Origin of the sequence: Agromyces hippuratus (assembly GCF_013410355.1) — a bacterium.
GTDB classification, from domain to species: Bacteria; Actinomycetota; Actinomycetes; order Actinomycetales; family Microbacteriaceae; genus Agromyces; species Agromyces hippuratus.
In genome coordinates this window covers 2,511,877-2,532,951 of the sequence record NZ_JACCFI010000001.1, presented here as the reverse complement: position 1 = coordinate 2,532,951, position 21,075 = coordinate 2,511,877, and the positions used below count along the sequence as shown (strand labels likewise).

Sequence of the window (21,075 nt, the reverse complement as noted above, 5' to 3'; positions counted from 1 at the left end):
CGCCGCGCTCAGCGGAGCCCGCTCAGCGGAGCCCGCGGAAGAAGGTGCGGACGTCGCCGACGAGGAGTTCGGGGACCTCCATGGCGGGGAAGTGGCCGCCGCGATCGAACTCGGACCAGTGCACGACGTTGTTCTCGCGCTCGGCGACCGCGCGGATCCCGAAGTCTCCCGGGAACACCGCGACCCCTGACGGGACGCGGCTCGGCGGGGTCTCCTGTCCCCAGCTGGCGCGACCCTCGCGGTAGAGCCGGGCGGCCGACGTCGCGGTGCCCGTGAGCCAGTAGACGCTCACGTTCGTGAGCAGCTGGTCGAGGTCGACGGCGTCCTCGGGCAGCTCGGCTGCGGGGTCGGTCCACTCCGCGAACCGCTCGACGATCCACGCGAGCTGAGCGGCGGGCGAGTCGGAGAGGCCGACTCCGATCGTCTGCGGCCGCGTCGACTGGATGACCGCGTAGCCGGCGCCCTCCTCCAGCTGGCGCTGCATGGCGGCGAGCCGTGCCTGCTCGGGCTCGCTCATCGCCGCGAACTCCGCAGGGTCGCCCGATGGGAACCCGAGGCTGCCGTTCACGTGCACGCCGATGACATGCTGCGGTGCGAGCCGTCCGAGCATCGGCGAGATGACCGCGCCGGTGTCGCCGCCCTGGGCGCCGTAGCGCTCGTAGCCGAGCCGGTCCATGAGCCCGACCCAGGCGCGAGCGATCCGCGACATGCCCCAGCCGGTCTCGTGCGTCGGGCCGGAGAAGGCGAAGCCGGGCATCGACGGGGCGACGACGTGGAAGGCGTCGGCGGGGTCGCCGCCGTGGGCACGAGGGTCGGTGAGCGGTCCGATGATCTTCATGAACTCGACGATCGAGCCCGGCCACCCGTGCGTGATGAGGAGCGGCACGGCACCGGGCTCGGGGGAGCGCACGTGCAGGAAGTGCACGTTCTGACCGTCGATCGTCGTCGTGAACTGCGGGAATCCGTTGAGCGCAGCTTCGTGCTCGCGCCAGTCGAATGTGGTCCGCCAGTGGTCGGCGAGCCCGTGGAGGTAGCCGGTCGGCGTGCCGTACGACCAGCCGACGCCCGGCAGTTCGTCGGGCCAGCGCGTGTCGGCGAGACGGCGGTTCAGGTCGTCGAGCTGTGCCTGCGGGATATTGATGCGGAAGGGCCGGATCTCGGTGCTGTCGTGAGTCATGCGAGCGACGTTACGGAGCCATCCGGACAGTTCTCGTCCGGTAGCCGATGCCCGCCGCATGCGCACCGCAGACGCGAAGAGGGTCGGATGCCGAAGCATCCGACCCTCTCAGCTGCAGGTCTGGAATCAGACGGTCTGCGTGGGGTGCGCGAGCGCCTTGGCCTTCAGGAGGTCGAACTCCTGCTGGGTGATGCTGCCGGAGTCGAGCAGGGCCTTGGCCTTCGCGATCTCATCGGACGGGCTGGCGGAGCCGGCGGTCTGACGGATGTACGCGTCGGTCGCGGCCTGCGCCTGCTTGTACTCCTTCTGCGAGCGCTCGGCCATGCTGTTGCCGCGGGCGATCAGGTACACCAGCGCGGTGATGAACGGCACGAAGATCAAGAAGATGATCCACACCGCCTTCCACCAGCCGTTGAGCTTCTGGTCGCGGAACAGGTCGCCGATGATCGCGAAGAGCGCGAAGAGGTAGGCGATGAACGCGAACGCCCAGATGAACCACCAGATCAGCTCCCAGAAATTTTCCCAAAAACTCATGTGCGTGTGCAGCCTTTCACTGTGAATGAACGCCCCCCATAGAGCGCCGCTGAGGCGAACCTATCGCGTGGCGTGGTCGCGCGTCCACATGCCGCGCGGGCGCCGGTCGTGCGAGCGTGGCGGCGCGAATCCCCGTGGCGGGGCGCCCGCGCCGGTACTCTCGCATCGGGAGGGGAACGTGGCGGACTGGGTGGCATCGCTCGACATCGACGGATGGAGCCTCGGCCTCGCCCTGCTCACGGCGCTCGCCACGTGGCTGCTCGCAGTGTTCGCCCGCAAGGGCACCCGCAAGCTGCTCGCGAAGGTTCCCGCGCTCACCCCGGCCCTGCAGACGCTCATCGTGCGCGTCGTGAACTACGCGATCATCCTGCTCGGGGTCGGCATCGCGCTCAGTTTCTTCGGCGCCTCGATCCAGCCGCTCATCGCCGTCGCGATCATCGTCGGCGTGGTGCTCGTGCTGGTGCTGCGCGGCATCGCCGACAACTTCGCCGCAGGTGTGGTGCTGCAGACCCGCCGTCCGATCTCGATCGGCGACGAGATCGAGAGCGACGGCACCGTCGGCATCGTGCAGGAACTGAACGGCCGCTCCGTCGTCGTGCGCACCGTCGACGGGCAGACCGTGCATCTGCCGAACTCCAGCGTGCTGCAGAACCCGCTCGTGAACAACAGCGCGCACGGCGCACGTCGGAGCACCGTCGAGGTGCGGGTCGCGACCGGGGGGCCCTCCGTCGACGAGGTCGGCACCGTCGTCGTCGACGCGGCCACCGCCGCGACGGGGGTGCACCGCCATGAGCCGCTCATCCTGCGCACCATCGCGCGCACCCCGGAGCGCACCGTGCTCCACGTCCAGTTCTGGCACCACCCCCTGCACGGCGTCGCCGTGCGCTCCGCGGTCGTCGATGCCGTCGCCGACGCGCTGGCATCCCACTCGTTCGACGCCGTGGTGACGAGCGACGTGCCGACCGCGCCACTCACCCCCGCAGACAGGATCTGATCGTGAGCCTCGCCATTCCGCCGCGCGACCCCGAGGTCACGCCCAAGCGCCTGCTCCTCCTCGCGATCCCCGCGCTCGCGATCGGCGTGGTCTCCGCGCTCATCCTCTTCGGGCTCGACCGGCTCGCGGCGGTGCTGCAGTCGGCCCTCTGGGACGCCCTGCCCGATGCGCTCGGCGTCGACCCGTCGGGATGGTGGATCGTGCTCGTGCTCACGATCACCGGTCTCGCGGTCGGTCTCGTGCTGCGCTACGTGCCCGGCCACGGCGGCCCCGACTCCGCGACGACCGAGCTCGTCGAGGAGCCCCAGCCGCTCAAGAACCTGCCCGGTCTGCTCCTCGTGACCGTGCTCGCCCTCGCCGGCGGCGTGAGTCTCGGCCCCGAGAACCCGATCATCGCCGTCAACACGGCGCTCATGGTGGCGGTCATCGCACGACTCATCCCCTCGGTGCCGAAGCAGCTCACGGTGCTGCTCGCGGCCTCCGCCACGATCGGTGCGCTCTTCGGCACCCCCGTTGCCGCCGCGCTCGTCTTCACCGGAATCGTCGCGGCGCTGAAGTCGGGCGGCGCACTCTGGGACCGCCTGTTCCTCCCGCTCGTCGCGGCCGGTGCCGGCGCCTTCACCATGCGGCTCGTCGGCGCCCCGCTGTTCACGTTCAGCCTGCCGCCGTACGGCGCACCGCAGGCGCTCGACCTCCTCACCGGCGCGATCGTCGCGTCGGCCGCCGCGGTCATCGGCCTGGCGATGCTCGCCGCGTTCCCGATCATCTACCGGGCGATGCACTCGCTGCGGCATCCGGTGCTCATCGCCACGGCCGGCGGGCTCCTGCTCGGACTCCTCGGCCTGCTCGGCGGTCCGATCACGATGTTCAAGGGCCTCGAGGAGATCGGCGAACTCCTCAACGACCCCGACGCCTACGACGCACCGCAGCTCGCGGCGATCGCGGGCATCAAGATCCTCGCGCTGCTCATCGCGGCGAGCTCGCTGTTCCGCGGCGGTCGCGTCTTCCCCGCCACCTTCATCGGGGTCGCGCTCGGCATGCTGGGGCACGCCCTGATCCCGTCGCTGCCGCTCGGACTCGCGGTCGGCTGCGCGATCGTCGGCGTGCTGCTCGTCGTCACCCGCGACGGGTGGATCGCGATCTTCGTCGCCGTCGCCGTCGCCGGCGACATCACGATCCTGCCGATGCTCTGCGTGATCGTGCTGCCGGCCTGGCTCCTCGTCACCGGGGCGCCGGAGTTCCGGATCCTGCCGCCGAAGAAGGACCCTGAGGCCGCACCGACCCCCTCGGCACCCGTCGGCGCCGACTGACGGCGCCGACTGACGGCGCCGACACGACGCGGTGCGAGGCGAGCGGCGCCACGAGGCATCCGCTCGCTAGTGTCGTTGTGAGCAGACGGAGGGGGACCGGTGCAGAAACCGCTGGCAGGACTCAGCAGGAGGAACGTCGTACGCGAGCTGACCGCGGGCGTCACTCTGCTCGCGATCGCGATCCCGCTGAACATCGGCTACGCGCAGATCGCCGGCCTGCCGCCGACCGCCGGCCTCTACGCGCTCATCGTGCCGACCGTCATCTACGCGCTCGTCGTCTCGTCGCGACAGCTGGTCGTGTCACCGGATGCCGCGGCCGCCGCCCTCGTCGCCTCGTCCCTCGGCGGGCTCGCGACCGCCGGCAGCGCCGACTACTCGACGCTCGCGCTCGCGCAGGCGATCATCTGCGGCATCCTCTTCGTGCTCATGTCGGTGTTCAAGCTCGGCTTCATCGCGAACTTCCTCTCGAAGCCGATCCTCGTGGGCTTCGTCGGCGGTCTCGCGCTCGACATCCTCGTGAGCCAGATCGCGAAGATGCTGGGCGTGAAGATCGACTCGGGCGGCGAGTTCGTCGACAAGGTCGGCGGGCTCGTGACCGGACTCGGCACGACCAACCCGTGGTCGTTCGTCATCGCGGCGCTCTCGGTCGCGGTGCTCATCGTCGGCCAGCGATACCTGCGGCTCGTGCCATGGGCGCTCATCGTGCTCGTCGTCGCGACGATCGCGGTCGTGCTCGCCGATCTCGACGACGCCGGCGTCGACGTGCTGGGCGAGGTGCCGGCAGGTCCGCCCGCGTTCACCTGGCCCGTCATCGACTGGTCGATGTGGCTCATGCTCGTGCCGTCGGCGATCGCGCTCACGATGGTCACGACGGCCGAGGGCCTGCTCGTCTCCCGCTCGTACGGCGAGAAGCGCAACTACTCGACGCGGCCGAACCGCGACCTCTTCGCCTTCGGCCTCGGCAACGTCGCCGCCGGCGCGAGCGGCAGCTTCGCCATGGGATCGTCGACCTCGCGCACGGCGGCGATGGACCAGGCGGGTTCGCGCACGCAGCTGCCGTCGCTCGTGCTCGCCGTCGGCACGCTGCTGCTGCTGCTCTTCGGCACCGCGCTGCTCGCCGACATCCCGTCGCCCGCGATCGGCGCCATCGTCGGCGTCGCGATCCTGCCGCTGCTCGGCATCCGGGACTTCCGCATGCTGTGGCGGGTCGACCGGTTCGAGTTCGCGATCGCCGCCGTCTGCTTCCTCGTGACGCTCTTCGTCGGATCGATCCCCGGCATCCTCGTCGCGTTCGTGCTGGCGCTCATCAACCTCGCGAAGCGCGCGGCGAACCCGCCGATCGACGTGCTCGCGGCCGGCGACTCGCCGACCCAGTCGCTCCTCGGCGAGGCGCCCCCCGGCACCATGACGGCGCCGGGCGTGATCGTCATCCGGCTCGCGGCCCCGTTGTTCTTCGCGAACGGCTCGGTCTTCGACGACGCCGTGAAGAAGGCCGTCAAGGCCGTGCCCGAGGGCACGGTGCAGCACGTCGTCATCGACATGGAGGCCGTCACCGACGTCGACGTGACCGGCGCCGAGAGCTTCACGGCGCTCGTCGCCTGGCTCGACGCCCGCAGCATCGAACTCGGCTTCAGCCGCGTGCGGCCCGATGCCAGGGAGCGGCTGACCGATCTCGGCCTCCTCGGCGACCGCCGCATCTTCGACACCAACCGCGCCGCGATCGCGGTGCTCTCGAGCACGCCGCAGCAGCGGTAGACGATGGCGGCGCTGCCGCCGGACAGGAGTACACATCCATGGGCGAGGTCATCGGCGGCATCCTGCCGCTCGCACTCGGCATCGCGATCAGCCCGATCCCGATCATCGCGGCGATCCTCATGCTGCTCTCGCCGAAGGCGAAGGGCACGAGCGTCGGGTTCATGATCGGCTGGGTGCTCGGCATCGTGGTCGCGGTCGTCGTCTTCACGCTGCTCGCCTCGATCATCCCCGAACAGGACCCGGATGCCGCGAAGCCGATCTCCGGCGTGATCAAGCTCCTGCTCGGTGCTGGCCTGCTGTTCCTCGCCCTGAAGCAGTGGCGCGGTCGCCCGAAGGACGGCGAGGCGGCGGCGCTGCCGAAGTGGATGTCGGCGATCGACTCGATGACCACGATGCGCGGAGCGGTGCTCGGCTTCCTGCTCTCCGCGGTCAACCCGAAGAACCTGCTCATGGCCGCCGGCGCCGGTGTGCTCATCGGCACGGCGGGCCTGAACGGCGGCGAGATCACGCTCGTGATCGTGATCTTCACGCTCATCGCCGCGTGCTCGGTCGCGGTGCCCGTGATCGCCTACCTCCTCGCCTCGGCGAAGATGGCCGCCCCGCTCGAGTCGCTCCGCGGCTGGCTCGTGCAGAACAACGCGACGGTCATGGCGGTGCTCCTCCTCGTCATCGGCGTGGTCATGATCGGCAAGGGCATCGGGAGCTTCTGATGACGGATGCCGCGGGGCCGAACCCCTCCGCAGACGAGACGCCGACCGGGGCGCACGTCGCGGCGCCGACCGGGGCGCACGTCGCGGCGCAGGCGGACGTGCCGACCGAGTCGTCGGCCGCACCGCCGGCTGCCGCGGTCGAGCCGCCGACACCCCGTGCTGCCGCCGGCGGTCTCGCCCACGGCACCCGGGTGCTCATCACGATCGCCGCCGCGTGCATCGTCTTCGCCGGAGTGTGGTTCGCCCGCGACATCCTCGCCCCCGCCGCGGTCGCCGCGGTCGTGGTGATCATCGCCCACCCGGTGCGCCGCCCGCTCGAGCGTCGGGGCTGGCCGAGCTGGCTCGCGACGACCGCGGTCATCGTCGTCGCGTACCTGATCCTCGCGATCCTCGGCACGCTGCTCGTCGTGGCATCCGCTCAATTCATCGGCATGCTGCCCGACTACGCCGACGAGCTCGCGACGACCGTGCAGGCCGTGTACGACTGGCTCACGTCGCTCGGAATGACGAGCGAGGCGGCCACGTCGGCTGCCGCCGCGATCGACCCGAAGACCCTGCTGGCCTTCGCCGCGGGCGTCGCCGATGCCGTGCTCGGCGCCGCGACCGCGTTCTTCTTCGTGCTGGCCTACGTCATCTTCATGGCGGCGGATGCCTCGGGCCTCAGCCGCGGCGACCGGGTCTTCGGCACCCCGGCGGGCGACAGGATCGGCGCCCGCTACTTCTCGGGTGTGCGCCGCTACTACGTCGTGAACGCGAGCTTCGGGCTCGTCGTCGCCGTGCTCGACGGCCTGTTCCTCTGGTGGATCGGCGTGCCGATCCCGATCGTGTGGGCGATCCTCGCGTTCGTCACGAACTTCATCCCGAACATCGGCTTCGTGATCGGCCTCATTCCGCCGGCGGTGCTCGCGCTCGTGGTCGGCGGGTGGCCGCTCGCCCTCGCCGTGGTGGCCGCCTACTGCGTCATCAACGTCGTGCTGCAGGTGCTCGTGCAGCCGAAGTTCGTGAGCGACGCCGTGGGGCTCAGCCTCACGCTGACGTTCTTCTCCGTCGTGTTCTGGACCCTCGTGATCGGGCCGATCGGGGCGATCCTCTGCATCCCGTTGACGCTGCTCGTGCGGGCGCTGCTGCTCGAACCCGACGAACGCTCGGGGCCGCTGCGGAGGCTGTCGGGCGACCCGCATCCGGAGCGAACCTGACGTTCCGCGGGGATTCACCGCGCCGCTCTGGCTTTTGAGGCCTGCGCGCGCGTAGTCTGCAACCACGTGAGATTGGGGAGATCATGGCGGAGTTCGAATACGGCCCAGTAGAGCTGTATGTGGTGGGGTTCGAGGGCGACCGCCCAGACCCGGGCACCCTCGAGGCGATCGGCGAACTGGTCGAGGGCGGTGAGATCCGGTTGCTCGACTTCCTCGTGATCTCTCGCGAACTCGACGGCTCGGTGCTGATCACCGAATTCGATCAGGTGAGCGACGAGTACGGGTTCGGCACGGTCGAGCTCGAGGCGATCGGCCTCGTGGCCGAAGAAGACGCCCACGAGCTCGCCCAGGGCATCCCCCCGGGCACCTCGGGCGCACTGCTCGCGATCGAACTCGTGTGGGCGAAGCGCCTCGCGTCGAAGTTCGCCCAGTCGGGCGGCATCGTGCTGCAGACCGAACGAATCCCGGCACCCGTCGTGAACGCCGCGCTCGCCGAAGCAGAAGAGGAGTAGGAAGATGCCGCTCAGAAGAATGGGACGCCCGGGACTGATCGGCATGGCCGCTCGCACCGCCGTCGTCGCCGGCACCGCCACCGCAGTCAGCGGCAGCGTGCAGCGACACCAGCAGCAGAAGGCCCAAGACCAGTACGAGCAGCAGCAGTACGAGGCGCAGCAGCAGCAGGCGCAGATGGATGCCGCGGCCCAGCAGGCCGTTTCGCAGCAGCAGGCCGCCATGGGCGTCGCGGCGCAGCAGGCGGTTGCGGCTCCCGCAGCGCCGGCCGGCGTCGACGTCGTCGCCGAGCTGCAGAAGCTCGCCGCGCTGCAGCAGCAGGGCATCCTCACGCCCGAGGAGTTCGCTGCCGCCAAGGCGAAGCTGCTCTCCTGACCGGCGAGGGACTGCGAGCCTCATGCGAGTCCTGTCCCGGCATCCGCTCGGTTGCCGGCGCTGAGTCATGACCGTCACCCTGAGGGGACTGTCCACCGCGGTGCCGGCGACGGTGCTCGTGCAGGACGAGGTGCGCGACGTGTTCGCGGCCCAGCCCGGCCTCGGTCGGCTGGGTCAGCGCATCGTCGCCACCTCGTTCAACGTCTCGGGCATCGAACGCCGGCACTCGGTGCTCGACGAGCTGCGCTGGGACGCGCACCCCGACGACCCGGTGTTCTTCGACGCCGAGTCGGGTGAGCTGCTGCTGCCGGGCACCAAGGTGCGCAACGAGCTCTACGCCGAGCACGCGACGCGGCTCTACGTCGAGGCGGGCCGCGCCGCCATCGAGGCGACGCCGGGCATCGAGGCATCCGATGTCACGCATGTCATCACCGTCTCGTGCACCGGCTTCTACGCCCCCGGCCCCGATTTCATGATCGCCCGCGACCTGGGCCTGAACCCCGGCGTCGAGCGGTACCACCTCGGGTTCATGGGCTGCTACGCATCGATCCCGGCGCTGCGCATCGCGTCGCAACTGGCGAAGGCGGATGCCTCGGCCGTCGTGCTCGTCGTCTCCGTCGAGCTCTGCACGCTGCACCTGCGCGCGTCGAACGACCCCGACACGATCGTGGCGTCGTCGCTCTTCGCCGACGGTGCAGGCTCGGCCATCGTCACCGCGCGGCCGACCGAACCGGGTGAGCGGGCCTTCGACCTCGACCGATTCGCCACCCGCATCACGCCGGTCGGCGAGGGCGACATGGCGTGGAAGATCGGCGACCACGGCTTCGAGATGGTGCTCTCGAACGCGATCCCCGCGATCATCGACGACCACATCACGGGCGCGCTCGAGCCGCTCTTCGCGCACGACGACGCGCTCGCAGCGGCGCTCGCGAGCGACGCTGCCTCCGACGCCGTGGAGCACTGGGCGATCCACCCGGGCGGGCGCAGCATCCTCGACAAGGTCGAGTCGCGGCTCGTGCTCACCGAGGCGCAGCTCGTGCCGGCCAGAGAGACCCTGCGCGACTACGGGAACATGTCGAGCGCGACGGTGCTGTTCGTGCTGCGCAACATCCTGCACTCGGATGCCGCCGCCGACGGCGACCGGGTCGCCGCGATGGCGTTCGGGCCGGGGCTGACCGTCGAGTCGGCGCTCCTGACCGTTCGGGTGTGACGGTCGTGTTCCTCGGCGGGCCGGCATGAGGTCGCTCCGGGCGCGCGACGCCGAGGCGCAGGAGCTGATGGACGGGCCCGACGCCGACCCCGTGATGCTCGCGAAGACGTACGAGCGGTTCCGGCTCGTGAACGCCGTCGTCTCGGGGGAGCGGGCCGTGTACCTGCGCTGGATCCGGCCTCGGCTGTCGCCGGTCTGGCGCACGCGGCTGCTCGACATCGGCTCGGGCAGCGCCGACCTGCCACGGCGCCTGCTGCGCTGGGCGGACGAAGACGGCCTGCGCCTCGAGATCACCGCGATCGACCCCGACGCGCGGGCGACGGCCTGGGCGTCGGCCCGGCCGCCGACCCCCGGCCTGACGCTCCGCCGCGCCATGAGCGGCGACCTCGTCGACGAGGGCGAGCACTTCGACCTCGTCGTCTCGAACCACGTGCTGCACCACCTCGACGGCCGCGAGTTCGGGGCGCTGCTGCGCGACAGCGAACTGCTGCTCGGCCCAGGCGGCCTCGCGGTGCACGGCGACATCGAGCGCACGAGGCTCGGCTACGCGGGATTCTGGCTCGGCACGCTGCCGTTCGCGGGCAACCTGCTCGCGGGATCGTACATCCGCCCAGACGGGCTCACCTCGATCCGCCGCAGCCACACGGTGGGCGAACTCGCCCCCGTGCTGCCCGACGGCTGGGCGGTGCGACGGGCATTCCCCTCGCGGCTCGAGGTGGTCTGGGGAGCGGATGCCTGAGGCATCCGCAGGCCCGGAGCCCGACGTCGAGCGGCACGCCATGCACGACGTCGTCATCGTCGGCGGCGGCCCCGTCGGCCTGTTGCTCGCGTGCCTGCTCGCGCAGCGCGGTCGCGACGTCGCGGTGCTCGAGCGGCGCACCGAGCGGTCGGGCCGCTCGCGCGCGATCGGCATCCACCCACCCGGGCTGCGCGCGCTCGGCCGGGTCGGGCTCGAGGCCGAGGTGCGTGGCTCGGGCGTCGAGATCCGAGGCGGACGCGTCACGTGCCAGGGCCGGGTGCTCGGGTCGATGTCGTTCGCGCGGGCGGGCTCGGTGTGGTCGCTGCCGCAGCTCGAGACCGAGGCCATGCTCGAGCGCCGGCTCGCCGAACTCGCGCCCGCCGCGCTCGCGCACGGCGTCGAGGTGCGACGGCTCCGCGACCTCGGCACGCACGTCGAAGTGACGGGCGACCGCGCAGGCGGGTCGGTCACCGTGCTCGCCCGCTACGTGGTCGGCGCCGACGGCGTGCGCAGCGGCATCCGCGACCTCGTGGGCATCGGCTGGGCGTCGAGGCCGGGCCGAGCGCACTACGTGATGGGCGACACCCGCGACGACACCGGGGAGCCGACGACCGCGCTGCTGCACTTCGAGCCGGCGGGCGTCGTCGAGTCGTTCCCGCTGCCGGGCGGGCGCCGCCGCTGGGTCGCGTGGGTGCGTCGACCTCCGCGTGAGGCCGGGGCGGCGCAGCTCGCCACGATCGTCGCCTCGCGGGTCGACGGCCGCTTCGACGCCGAGGCCGCGGCGGAGCCGAGCGTCTTCGAGGCGCGGCAGCACCTGGCCGAGCGGATGCACCGGGGCCGCGTGGCCCTCGCCGGTGACGCGGCGCACGAGATCAGCCCGATCGGCGGGCAGGGCATGAACCTCGGATGGCTCGACGCGGTGCTGCTCGACCGCGAGCTCGAGCACGCGCTCGAGTCGGGCGCGCCCTACGAAGCGTTCGAGCGCTACGAGCGCGAGCGGCGGTCATCGGCGTCGCGGGCGATCCGTCAAGCGGCATTCAACATGCGCATGGGCGCACCGGCCGCGGGCGCGCGACTGCGGGTGCGCAACGCCGCCGTGCGCACGCTCGCCGTGCCGCCGCTCAGGGCGGTGCTCGCGAGGGCGTTCACGATGCGCTGGCTGTAGCCGCGGCATCCGCTCATTCGCAGTTCTGCTCGCCTGAGTACCCGATGGGCGCACGAGTGCCCGCCGCGAGTGCCCCAGACCGGACTCCGCCGCGCATCGGGTACTCCGGCGCGGGGATTCGCACGCGCGGGCGCCGCGCGGGGACTCGCGCGCGGGCGCGCCGCGCGGGTCAGAGCACGACGCGCGTGAGCTTGAACACCGGGATCAGGCGCTCGGTCTTCACCTGGTAGTCGGCGTAGGGCGGGTAGGCCTCGACGGCACGCGCCCACCAGATCTCGCGCTCTTCGCCCTCGAGCTCGCGCGCCTCGTAGTCGTGCTTGTCGCCGCCGTCCTGCAGTTCGACGTGCGGGTGCTTCTTCACGTTCCAGTACCAGACCGGATGCCTCGGAGCCCCGCCGAGCGAGGCGACCGCCGCGTACTCGCCGTCGTGCTCGACCCTCATGAGCGCGGTCTTGCGGAGCTTGCCCGACTTCGCGCCGACCGTGGTGAGCACGATGATCGGCATGCCCCTCAGGGTGTTCGACGACTCGCCGTTCGACGCCTCGAACGCCTCGGCCTGCTTGCGCGCCCAGGCCGACGTGCTCGGCTCGTACTCGCCTACCAATGGCATGGATCCTCCTCGATGTCCTGTCGACGATAACCCGGTGCCGGGTCGAGGCATTCCGGCGGGGCGGCCTCAGCACCTCTGGCGCGGGCCGGCTCAGCGGTCGAGCGCACGGATCGCGAGCCACGCGGCGGTGCGGTCGTCGGCGCTGCCCATCGAGAGGCCGGTGAGCTCCTCGACACGGTGGATGCGGTTCGTGAGGGTCTGCCGGTGCACGCGGAGCTGCTCGGCGGTCACGCCCCACGAGCCGTGCTCGGCGAGGTAGACGCGCAGGGTGCGGGTGAGCTCGCCGTGCAGGCCGTCGTCGCCGCGCAGCGGATCGAGCACCTCGGAGAGGCGGGCGGCGTCGCCGGCGTCGAGTCGATCGAGCACGAGGGCCACCGTGGGCAGCGCGCGATAGCGCGACACGGTGCGGCCGTCGGTGACCGCCACGTCGAGCGCCTGCCTCGCCTCGGCGGCGGTGCGGGCGAGGGCATCGGATGCCGCAGGCGAGCCGAGCCCGAGACGGAGTGGCGTGCGGGCGTCGGCTGTGACGTCTTCGACGCGGCGTACGAGGTCGTCGATGCGGTCGTCACGGAGGAAGCCGAGCAGATGCCCCGGCTCCTCGGTGATGAGGTGCACGCTGCCGAGCTCGTCGAGCCAGCGGGTCACGAGGCGCTCGAGGTCGACCGACTTCGACCGGGCGGTCAGCGCGAACCCGGTGAGGGAGCTCTCGTGCACGCCCCAACGGCGCAGCAGCGCGGCGGCGGCCGGGCCGCCCTCGAGCAGGGTGTCGATCATCACCTCGCGCCCGAGCCGCTCGGTCGTGGTGCGGTCGTGCGTGCGCAGGATGAGGTCGAGCAGGGCCGCCGCCTGCGAGGCGAGGTCGCGGCCGCGGCTCATCGACGCCTCGCGCGAGGAGATGACGAGGTAGGCACTGAGGTCCTCGCCCGTGCCGACGGGGTGCACCTGCAGACCCGGATGCCGCACGCGCACCGGCCGGCTGAACGCGACGGCGACCGCATCCTGCACGTGCAGCCCGCCCGCGCCGGCGGTCGAGATGACCTGCCCGTGCGGGTCGAGCAGCACCGCCCAGCCGTCGATGCGCCGGGCGAGCTCGGCGACCACCGCGCCGACCCCGCCGCGTCGCGCGACCTGGGTGAGCACCTTCGTGCCGGTGGTCACGAGCCGGTCCTCCGCGGCCTGGTCGGTCGCGAGCAGGGCGACGAGCAGCGGATGCAGCACGGCGTCGGATGCCTCGGCGCCGACGACCGCCGTGGCACCCGCCGACTCGACGGCACGCCGGAGCGCTCGGGTCGCCCCGTGGCTGACGAGCACGGCGCCGCGCAGCGCATCCGATCGCGGGCCGCCGGCAGTGAGCGCCGATGCGAGGGGTTCGGCGCCGGCGACGACGAGGGTCGCGAAGCCGGGATGGCCGACGACGCTGAACTCCTCGAGCCTGAGGGCGGCGTCGACCGGCGTCGCGGGCGCGATGCCGTCGCCGATGAGCTCGCCGCCGAGCACGCGGGCGATCGAGAGCACGTCACGAGCCATGTCATCGAGTGTACGAAATGCCGCGACATCCGCTCGCCGTTCGACAATCTTCGCAGTGACTCGAGGCGACGAGCCTGCCTAGCATCGGGCGTACCCCAGCACTGATCCAAGGGAGCATCATGAAAGCCATCGTCTTCCGCGCACCGGAGACGCCGATCGAGGTCGCCGACGTCGAGCTCGCCGCTCCCAAGGCCGGCGAGGTCCGCGTCAAGATCGCGGCGGCGGGCGTCTGCCACTCCGACCTGCACGTGAAGCGAGGGGAATGGGACGCCCCGGCTCCGCTCGTCATGGGTCATGAGGGGTCGGGCGTGGTCGTCGAACTCGGCGAGGGCGTCACGTCGCTCGCCGTCGGCGACCACGTGGTGCTCTCGTGGGTGCCGCCGTGCGGCGAGTGCCGCTACTGCCGCTCGGGCCACGAGGCCCGCTGCCAGAAGGTCGCCACCGTCGTCGCGCCGAAGGGCGTGCTCTTCGACGGCACCTCTCGCCTCTCGCAGGGCGAGGAGTCGCTGCACCACTACCTCGGCGTCTCGTCGTTCGCCGAGGAGGTCGTCGTGCCGGCATCCGGCGCCGTGAAGGTGCGCGACGACGCGCCGCTCGACGTCGTCGCCGTCGTCGGCTGCGCCGTCGCGACCGGCGTCGGCGCGGTGCTCAACACGGCCGCCGTCGAGCCCGGCTCGACCGTCGTCGTCATCGGATGCGGCGGGGTCGGCCTGAACGTCGTGCAGGGTGCCCGGCTCGCCGGGGCCGAGCGCATCGTCGCCGTCGACGTGCGCGCCGACAAGACCGCGCTCGCCGTGCAGTTCGGGGCGACCGACCAGATCGACGCCTCGCAGGTCGACGCGGTCGAGGCGCTCTTCGAGCTCATCCCCGACGGCGTCGACTACGCGTTCGACGCGATCGGGCGCACCTCGACGACCGAGCAGGCGATCCGCATGCTGGGCCTCGGCGGCGCCGCCGTGATCGTCGGGCTGCCGCCGACCGGCGCGAAGGCCTCGTTCGAACCGCTCGTGCTCGCCGAGGCCGACCAGCGCATCCTCGGCTCGAACTACGGCTCGGTGCGCCCCTCGATCGACATCCCCGCGCTCGTCGACCGCTACATGGACGGCCAGTTGAAGCTCGACCCGCTGATCTCGGCGCGGCGCCCGCTCGCAGAGGCCGCCGAGGCGTTCGAGGACCTCGAATCCGGCGAAGCGCTCCGCACGCTCCTCATCCCCTGACCCCTGCAGCACCCGACTCACTGGAGAGTTCCCCATGACCACCACTTCCGAAGCGCCGGCCGCCCGAGCCGACGCCCCGACCGACGCCGGCCTCCGCCGCGGCGTCATGAGCGGACCCGAGCTCGCGGCGCAGGCGATCGCCAACATCGCTCCGAGCGCGGTCATCGCCTTCACCGCCGCCGGCATCTTCATCGGCGCGGGCAACGGCACGATGCTCTCGTTCGTGCTCGCCACGATCGTGATCCTCTCGGTCGGCTACTGCGTCGCCGTGTTCGCCAAGAAGCACGCGTCGGCGGGCTCGCTCTACACCTACGTCGCGAAGGGCCTCGGCCCGTTCGGTGCGTACCTCGCGGGTGTCGCCCTGCTGATCGGCTGCTGGGGCATCGCCGCCGGTTCGCTCGGCGGCTCGGTCTCGTACTTCAACCAGTTCCTGCTGCTCATCGGCGTGCCGTTCGAGGGCGTGTTCGCGCAGATCACGCTCGCGATCGTGCTCGGCGGACTTGCGACGCTCTTCACGATCCGGGGCATCCGCCTCTCCGCGCGCGTCTCGCTCGTGCTGGAGCTCGTCTCGGTCGCGATCATCCTCGTGCTGCTCGTGCTCGCACTCGTGTGGGCGGGCCCGAACGCCTGGGACCCCGCGCAGTTCTCGCTCGAGGGCGTGCCGTTCCAGGGCGTCGCCGCGGGCATGGTGCTCGGCATCCTCGGCTTCGTCGGATTCTCGTCGGCCGACGCCCTCGGCCGCGAGGCGAAGAACCCGTACAAGGCGATCCCGCGGGCGATCATGTGGAGCGCCCTCGGCGTCGGCGTGCTCTACGTCTTCTCGGCGTACACGCAGATCGCGATCCTCGGCGACGACCTCGCTACGGTCGCGAGCCCGCTGGAGGCGATCTCGGCGAAGATCGGCATGCCCGCGTGGTTCGGCCCGGTGCTCACCTTCGGTGTCGGCGCCTCGTTCTTCGCCGTCGTGGTGGCCCCGCTCAACGTCGTCGGCCGCATCATCTACGTGATGGGCAAGGAGGGCGTCGTCGCCGAGCGCTTCGGCCGCACCCACGAGCGTCACCTCACCCCGCACCGCGTGCTGCTCGTCGCCGGCCCGGCCGCGATCGCGCTCGACGTCGTACTGCTCGCGATCGGCGTGCACCCGATGGACATCGTCGTGTGGGTCGACACCTACGGCACCTACGGCTACATGGTCGCCTACGCGCTCGTCGCGATCGCGTGCGTCGTCTACACCCGTCGCGAGAAGATGCGCAACGGCCTGGTCTGGGTGTGCGCCACGGTCGCCGTCGTCGCCATGGCCTACGTGTTCTTCGCGAACGTGTGGCCGGTGCCGGCATGGCCGCTCAACGTCATCCCGTACCTGTTCCTGATCACCATGATCGCCGCGCTCGCCTGGTACCTGCACCTCGCCAAGCGTCGCCCCGAGGTGCTCGCGAACATCGGCAACACCGAGACCGACGCGCTCGAGGGCGTCGGCTAGGTCGCCGATCCGAATCCGGACCTCGTCGTCGCCTCAAGCCCGGCGGCGAGGTCCCGGTCCAGACCCCGCGCCTCCCTGGGTTCCCCCTACGCCATCAGGGAGGCGCGGTCTGTCGTCGTCACGGGGTCGCTCGGTCGCCGGGGACTCGACCGAGGCGCGGCCCCACGCACCCGGTGACGATCGTGATGAGCGCAGGGCGGCGGCGCCTAGGCTTCGGGCATGTCACTCGACGCATCGGTACGTCCCGAGGCCGCCATCATCGCTGCCGTGTCGCGGCTGCACGAGCTCGGATTCCAGGGGGTGCGTGTGGCGGCGAACCACTACGCCACCGGGCACTGGCGGTGTCGCGTTCTGGTGCCGGAGTCGGGCGACATGATCGGCCCGGCCCACGAGCGGAACATCCTCTTGTCGTACACGAACGGTTCGGGTGGGGATGTCTTCGGGGATGGCCGCACCGACTGGGACGTCGTCGCTCTGGCCGACCGGCTCGCCCGAGCGGCTGAGGAGGTTCCCTCGGCCGTGCGGCCCGACCCGCGGTACGCCACGTGGCTCGCCGAGTTGCGGCGCCGCACGGCGGGCGGCTGGTTCGTGATGTGGGAAGACGCATACGTGCCGGAGCAGATGTGGGAAAGCCGAGGACTGGTGAGGCTTGTCTATGCGGATCGCGCCGCCGCAGAGGCGGACGCCGCCGATCCGGCGCATTGCGGCGTGGACGAGAACGGCTGGTCGTTCACCGGCACGATGCCGGCGCCGCCCAGGCCGTGATCGATCCGAGTCGGAGTGACCGCCGATCGATCCCGAGGTGATCGCGGACATCGGCAACACCGAGACCGACGCGCTCGGGGGCGTCGGCTAGTCCCGCCGACCGGACTCCGGGCCGTCGTCGCCTCAAGCCCGGTTTCCGGCTGCATCAGAGCTGTCGCCGCAGCACGTCGTAGGCCCAGGAGGCCAGCGTCGTCGGCGTGGTGCTCTGCGCGGATCGCGGCTGCTCGGCGACGAAGCCGTCGCGGAGCCCGGTGGACATGCCGATGAGTGCGTCGACGAGGGTGGCGGGCATCCCGGCGCCGAGCATCCCGTCGCGCATCGCCTCATCCGGGATCCGTTCGACGTGGAGCGGCCGACCGGTCGCAGCCGACACGATCTCGGCGACCCGTCGCCAGGAGAGGTCTTCCGGTCCGTGCACGGCCTGGACGTGCCGGCCGTGCCACTCCGTCGAGAGCAGTCGGCTGACGGCGACCTCGGCGATGTCGCGCGGCGCGACCCAGGCCATCGGATGATCGACGGGAAGGACGATCTGCAGGCTGCCCGACCGCACCTGGTCGAGCTGGAGTTCCAGGTTGCTGAAGAAGTACCCGCAGCGCAGATGGGTGACATCGGCTCCGGTGGCATCCAGCGCGACCTCGGTGGCGGCGAGCCCGTCGATCTCGCCGGCTCCGCGGCGCTGCTCGGCTCCGACGCTGCTCTGGAAGACCACCCGCCCGATGCCGTTGTCCCCGACCGCGCGCACCGCGCTCGCCGTGGCGCGGCGGTAGTCGTCGAGCGGATCGGCGCTCACGGCGGGCGGGTCCACCCAGTAGAGCGCGTCGACACCGGATGTCGCTGCGCTCACCGCTTCGGCATCGAACTGGTCGACCGCCACCGCGTCCACCAGTGGCCGGATCTCGGGGTCGAGCCGCTCGGGATCGCGCGCCAGTACGAGGGGTCGCACTCCCGCCCGAACGAGCATGGCGACGACGTGGCGGCCGACATTGCCGGTCGGGGTGGTGACGGCGATTCGCATGATTCGAGTCCCTTCGTCGTACGTGATCGACCCAAGGTAGCGACGGTGGCGGACGGATCATGTCCGCCATTGCCCTCAGAATGGAGGAATGGAGAGCGACCCGACCGCGCGCGCCCTGACCCTGCTGTCGGTGCTCCAGACCGGCGCCGACTGGAGTGCTGCCACGCTCGCCGAGCGACTCGGCATCAGCGCGCGAACCGTGCGGCGAGACGTCGATCGGCTCCGCGGGCTGGGCTACGCGATCACGGCGAAGCCCGGGCCCGGGAGCGTGTATCGGCTCGGCGCGGGTGCGACGATTCCACCGCTGCTCTTCACCGCCGACGAGATCGCGGCGATCGTCGCGGGCCTGCGTCTGATCGCGCCGCGACTGCAGGGGGACGAGAGCGCCCAGGTCGCCCTCGCGAAGCTCGAGCAGGTGCTGCCGCCCGGGCTCCGCCGTCGCGCCGACGCGATCGACCTCGCCACCGAGGTGCTCGAAGAGGAACACGCCGTCGCGGCGCAGGACGTCGGCATCGTCGCCGACGCGGTGGCCGAAGCAGGCCGCATCCGTTTCACCTACCTCGACCGGAACGCCGTCTCGTCTGCACGACTCGTCGACCCGTATCGGCACGTGCTCGGAGCGGGACGCTGGTATCTCGTCGGCTTCGATCTCGACCGCGACGAGTGGCGCACATTCCGCTTCGACCGCATCTCCGGCGTCGAGCGCGTGCCGGGCACGTATCGGCGGCGGGAGTTCCCGGATGCCTCGATCGGCCGCTGGTTCGCCACGGACTTCGGCACGCTCGGCTGAGCGCCGCCGTCACGGGGCGTTCAGCGGTTCGCGGGCTCCCAGCCGAGGCTCGGCGCGACGTGCTCGGCGAAGGCAGCGATCATCCGCAGGTTGAACTCGACGCCGAGCTGGCTCGGGATCGTGAGCATGAGGGTGTCGGCCTCGCGGATCGCCGCGTCGCGCAGCAACTGCTCGACGAGCTTGTCGGGTGTGCCCGCGTAGGTCTTGCCGAACGTCGAACGCATGCCGTCGATGTAGCCGACGCCGTCTCCGTCTTGACGGCCGCCGAAGTAGAGCTCGTCTTCGGCGGTCGTGATCGGGAAGATCGAACGGCTCACCGAAGTGCGCGGTTCGCCCGGGTGGCCGGCCTCGCGCCAGGCCGCGCGGAACGTCTGGATCTGCTGCGCCTGCAGCTCGTCGAACGGCAGGCCGCGATCTTCGGTGAGCAGCGTCGACGACATGAGGTTCACGCCCCGGCGCCCGGCCCATTCGGCCGAGTCGCTGTTGCCGGCGCCCCACCAGATGCGCGAGCGCAGGCCGGGGGAGTACGGCTCGATGCGCTGCAGGCCGCTCGCGCCGCCGCCGAACGGCGACGAGGCATCCGCTTCGGCGATGCCCTTGCCCTCGACGGCCTCGAGGAACCGGTCGAAGTGCGCGCGGGCGATGTCGGCGCCGCGCGGGTCCTCCGAGCCGGTGTACCCGAATGCCTCGTAGCCGCGCACGACGGTCTCGGGTGATCCCCGGCTGACGCCGAGGGCGAGCCGGCCGCCCGAGATGAGGTCGACCGCTGCCGCCTCCTCGGCGAGGTGCAGCGGGTTCTCGTAGCGCATGTCGACGACGCCGGTGCCGACCTCGATGTGCCGGGTGCGCGCCGCGATCGCCGCGAGCAGCGGCATCGGCGACGCCTGCTGGCGGGCGAAGTGGTGCACGCGGAAGTAGGCGCCGTTCACGCCGAGCTCGTCCATGCCCTGGGCGAGGTCGATCGCCTGCAGCATGGAATCCGCGGCCGAGAGCTCGCGGCCGCCGCCGAGGGGGCCGTAGTGTCCGAATGAGAGCGTTCCGAAGCGTTGCACGACTGGTGGAACGACCGTGCAGCGGAGTCTATTCCTCTGCATGGATGCCGCCAGCGCGGTCTCGTCATCGCGATGATGCGCGCAGAACCTGCTGGATCTCGGCCACGACGACCTCGGGTTCGCTGAGCATGACGACGTGGCCGGACCGCGCGGCGATCACATGCCGGCCGTGTTCGGCGCGTTCCGCACGAGCACGATGCGCGGCGATGAGCTGGCGACGCCCCTCCGCTCCCACGCCGGCGCTCTTCCCTCCCGAGATGATCGTCAGCGGTATCGCGGGAACGTCGATGGATGCCGACCGCAGCTGCCGGAGGTCATCCGACATCGATGTCGATTCGGCGATCTGGGTTGCGACCGCCCCGGGCGTGTACATCTCCCGTCGCACATCCGCCCGGATCTGCGACGGGAGGGAGCCGGCCGTCAGCCCGTACACCCATCTCAGGAGACCGATGCGGGCGAGCCCGGGAAACAGGGCGTTCTGAATGCGAGTGGCCCGTTCGGTGGCCGGCGAGTAATACAGCTCGCAGTCCTCATCTGCCGGATCGACCAGCACGAGAGCGCGGATCCGCTCCGGGCGGACGGATGCGGCGAGGCGCGCGATCGGGCCGCCCCAGCTGTGCCCGACGAGCACGAAGCCGGCATCGCTCTCGCGCTCTCCGCTGAGATGATCGAGCAGATCGTTGAGGTCATCAGCGAGCTCGGGAAGCCGGCGCGACCCCGCGGCCTGCGGGCTCAGGCCGAGTCCGGCGCGGTCGTAGACGACGGACCGCGCCGTGCGTCCGACGGCCGGCTGAACGAGTCCCCAGATCGAACGAGTCGATGCGATACCGGCCTCGAAGACGACGGTCGGCCCAGGGCCGTCGATGGCCTGGAAGAAGAGCCGTCTTCCGTCCCTCGTCGAAGCCCAGCCGGGTCTTCCCTGCGGATGCATTCGGGTTCCCACT

At 71.2% G+C, this 21,075-nt stretch carries 21 protein-coding genes; 14 read left to right on the top strand and 7 right to left on the bottom strand.

Annotation, left to right across the window (positions count from 1 at the left end):
• Positions 1 to 22 precede the first annotated feature (22 nt).
• Complete coding sequence (locus BJY17_RS11815) at positions 23 to 1,177, bottom strand: epoxide hydrolase family protein (RefSeq protein ID WP_179551525.1); 1,155 nt, start codon at positions 1,175 to 1,177, stop codon at positions 23 to 25.
• A gap of 126 nt (positions 1,178 to 1,303) precedes the next feature.
• Complete coding sequence (locus BJY17_RS11810) at positions 1,304 to 1,711, bottom strand: SHOCT domain-containing protein (RefSeq protein ID WP_179551524.1); 408 nt, start codon at positions 1,709 to 1,711, stop codon at positions 1,304 to 1,306.
• Positions 1,712 to 1,889: 178 nt separating this feature from the next.
• Here BJY17_RS11810 and BJY17_RS11805 point away from each other — a divergent pair, with 178 nt between their 5' ends.
• From BJY17_RS11805 to BJY17_RS11760, 10 genes are all read left to right on the top strand, one after another.
• Complete coding sequence (locus BJY17_RS11805; RefSeq protein WP_179551523.1) at positions 1,890 to 2,705, top strand: mechanosensitive ion channel family protein; 816 nt, start codon at positions 1,890 to 1,892, stop codon at positions 2,703 to 2,705.
• Positions 2,706 to 2,707: 2 nt separating this feature from the next.
• Entirely contained in the window at positions 2,708 to 4,015 is a 1,308-nt protein-coding gene (locus BJY17_RS11800) for an ion channel protein (protein ID WP_322789821.1), read from the top strand.
• 99 nt (positions 4,016 to 4,114) lie between these two features.
• Complete coding sequence (locus BJY17_RS11795; RefSeq protein WP_179551522.1) at positions 4,115 to 5,770, top strand: SulP family inorganic anion transporter; 1,656 nt, start codon at positions 4,115 to 4,117, stop codon at positions 5,768 to 5,770.
• Positions 5,771 to 5,808: 38 nt separating this feature from the next.
• Entirely contained in the window at positions 5,809 to 6,480 is a 672-nt protein-coding gene (locus tag BJY17_RS11790) for a GAP family protein (RefSeq protein WP_179551521.1), read from the top strand.
• Positions 6,480 to 7,676, top strand: coding sequence for an AI-2E family transporter (locus tag BJY17_RS11785; RefSeq protein ID WP_218889901.1), 1,197 nt, complete (start codon positions 6,480 to 6,482; stop codon positions 7,674 to 7,676). Before BJY17_RS11790 ends, BJY17_RS11785 begins: the two co-directional genes overlap by 1 nt.
• Positions 7,677 to 7,759: 83 nt before the next feature.
• Positions 7,760 to 8,188 carry a DUF6325 family protein gene (locus tag BJY17_RS11780; RefSeq protein WP_179551520.1) on the top strand — a complete coding sequence of 143 codons (429 nt, stop codon included), beginning with the start codon at positions 7,760 to 7,762 and terminating at the stop codon, positions 8,186 to 8,188.
• Positions 8,189 to 8,192: 4 nt separating this feature from the next.
• A complete protein-coding gene (locus BJY17_RS11775) occupies positions 8,193 to 8,561 on the top strand; it encodes an SHOCT domain-containing protein (protein WP_246303721.1) in 369 nt (122 codons plus the stop codon).
• Between the two features lie 67 nt (positions 8,562 to 8,628).
• Positions 8,629 to 9,771 (top strand): type III polyketide synthase, encoded by a 1,143-nt coding sequence (locus BJY17_RS11770; RefSeq protein WP_179551519.1) that lies wholly within the window; start codon positions 8,629 to 8,631, stop codon positions 9,769 to 9,771.
• 25 nt (positions 9,772 to 9,796) lie between these two features.
• A complete protein-coding gene (locus BJY17_RS11765) occupies positions 9,797 to 10,510 on the top strand; it encodes a methyltransferase domain-containing protein (RefSeq protein ID WP_179551518.1) in 714 nt (237 codons plus the stop codon).
• The gene (locus BJY17_RS11760) at positions 10,503 to 11,675 is read left to right on the top strand and encodes an FAD-dependent oxidoreductase (RefSeq protein WP_179551517.1); all 1,173 of its coding nucleotides are present in this window, start codon (positions 10,503 to 10,505) and stop codon (positions 11,673 to 11,675) included. Before BJY17_RS11765 ends, BJY17_RS11760 begins: the two co-directional genes overlap by 8 nt.
• A gap of 169 nt (positions 11,676 to 11,844) precedes the next feature.
• Here the strand turns inward: BJY17_RS11760 and BJY17_RS11755 are convergent, their stop codons facing one another.
• Together BJY17_RS11755 and BJY17_RS11750 are read right to left on the bottom strand one after the other, a co-directional pair.
• Positions 11,845 to 12,285 (bottom strand): nitroreductase family deazaflavin-dependent oxidoreductase, encoded by a 441-nt coding sequence (locus BJY17_RS11755; RefSeq protein WP_179551516.1) that lies wholly within the window; start codon positions 12,283 to 12,285, stop codon positions 11,845 to 11,847.
• Positions 12,286 to 12,375: 90 nt separating this feature from the next.
• A complete protein-coding gene (locus BJY17_RS11750) occupies positions 12,376 to 13,812 on the bottom strand; it encodes a PucR family transcriptional regulator (protein ID WP_179551515.1) in 1,437 nt (478 codons plus the stop codon).
• Between the two features lie 119 nt (positions 13,813 to 13,931).
• On the opposite strand from BJY17_RS11750, the gene BJY17_RS11745 reads away from it, so the two are divergent.
• From BJY17_RS11745 to BJY17_RS11735, 3 genes are all read left to right on the top strand, one after another.
• Complete coding sequence (locus BJY17_RS11745) at positions 13,932 to 15,029, top strand: alcohol dehydrogenase catalytic domain-containing protein (RefSeq protein WP_179551514.1); 1,098 nt, start codon at positions 13,932 to 13,934, stop codon at positions 15,027 to 15,029.
• 106 nt (positions 15,030 to 15,135) lie between these two features.
• Positions 15,136 to 16,509: an APC family permease gene (locus tag BJY17_RS11740; RefSeq protein WP_376866712.1), complete on the top strand. Its 1,374-nt coding sequence runs from the start codon at positions 15,136 to 15,138 to the stop codon at positions 16,507 to 16,509.
• A gap of 219 nt (positions 16,510 to 16,728) precedes the next feature.
• Entirely contained in the window at positions 16,729 to 17,274 is a 546-nt protein-coding gene (locus BJY17_RS11735; protein ID WP_179551512.1) for a hypothetical protein, read from the top strand.
• Between the two features lie 145 nt (positions 17,275 to 17,419).
• On the opposite strand, the gene BJY17_RS11730 is transcribed toward BJY17_RS11735, so the two are convergent.
• The gene (locus tag BJY17_RS11730) at positions 17,420 to 18,289 is read right to left on the bottom strand and encodes an NmrA family NAD(P)-binding protein (RefSeq protein WP_179551511.1); all 870 of its coding nucleotides are present in this window, start codon (positions 18,287 to 18,289) and stop codon (positions 17,420 to 17,422) included.
• A gap of 88 nt (positions 18,290 to 18,377) precedes the next feature.
• Between BJY17_RS11730 and BJY17_RS11725 the strand changes: the two genes are divergently transcribed.
• The gene (locus BJY17_RS11725; protein WP_179551510.1) at positions 18,378 to 19,079 is read left to right on the top strand and encodes a helix-turn-helix transcriptional regulator; all 702 of its coding nucleotides are present in this window, start codon (positions 18,378 to 18,380) and stop codon (positions 19,077 to 19,079) included.
• A 20-nt stretch (positions 19,080 to 19,099) separates the two neighbouring features.
• Here BJY17_RS11725 and BJY17_RS11720 read toward each other — a convergent pair whose 3' ends face one another.
• Together BJY17_RS11720 and BJY17_RS11715 are read right to left on the bottom strand one after the other, a co-directional pair.
• Complete coding sequence (locus BJY17_RS11720) at positions 19,100 to 20,131, bottom strand: LLM class flavin-dependent oxidoreductase (RefSeq protein ID WP_179551509.1); 1,032 nt, start codon at positions 20,129 to 20,131, stop codon at positions 19,100 to 19,102.
• 64 nt (positions 20,132 to 20,195) lie between these two features.
• Positions 20,196 to 21,062 (bottom strand): alpha/beta fold hydrolase, encoded by an 867-nt coding sequence (locus BJY17_RS11715; RefSeq protein ID WP_179551508.1) that lies wholly within the window; start codon positions 21,060 to 21,062, stop codon positions 20,196 to 20,198.
• Between the last annotated feature and the right edge of the window lie 13 nt (positions 21,063 to 21,075).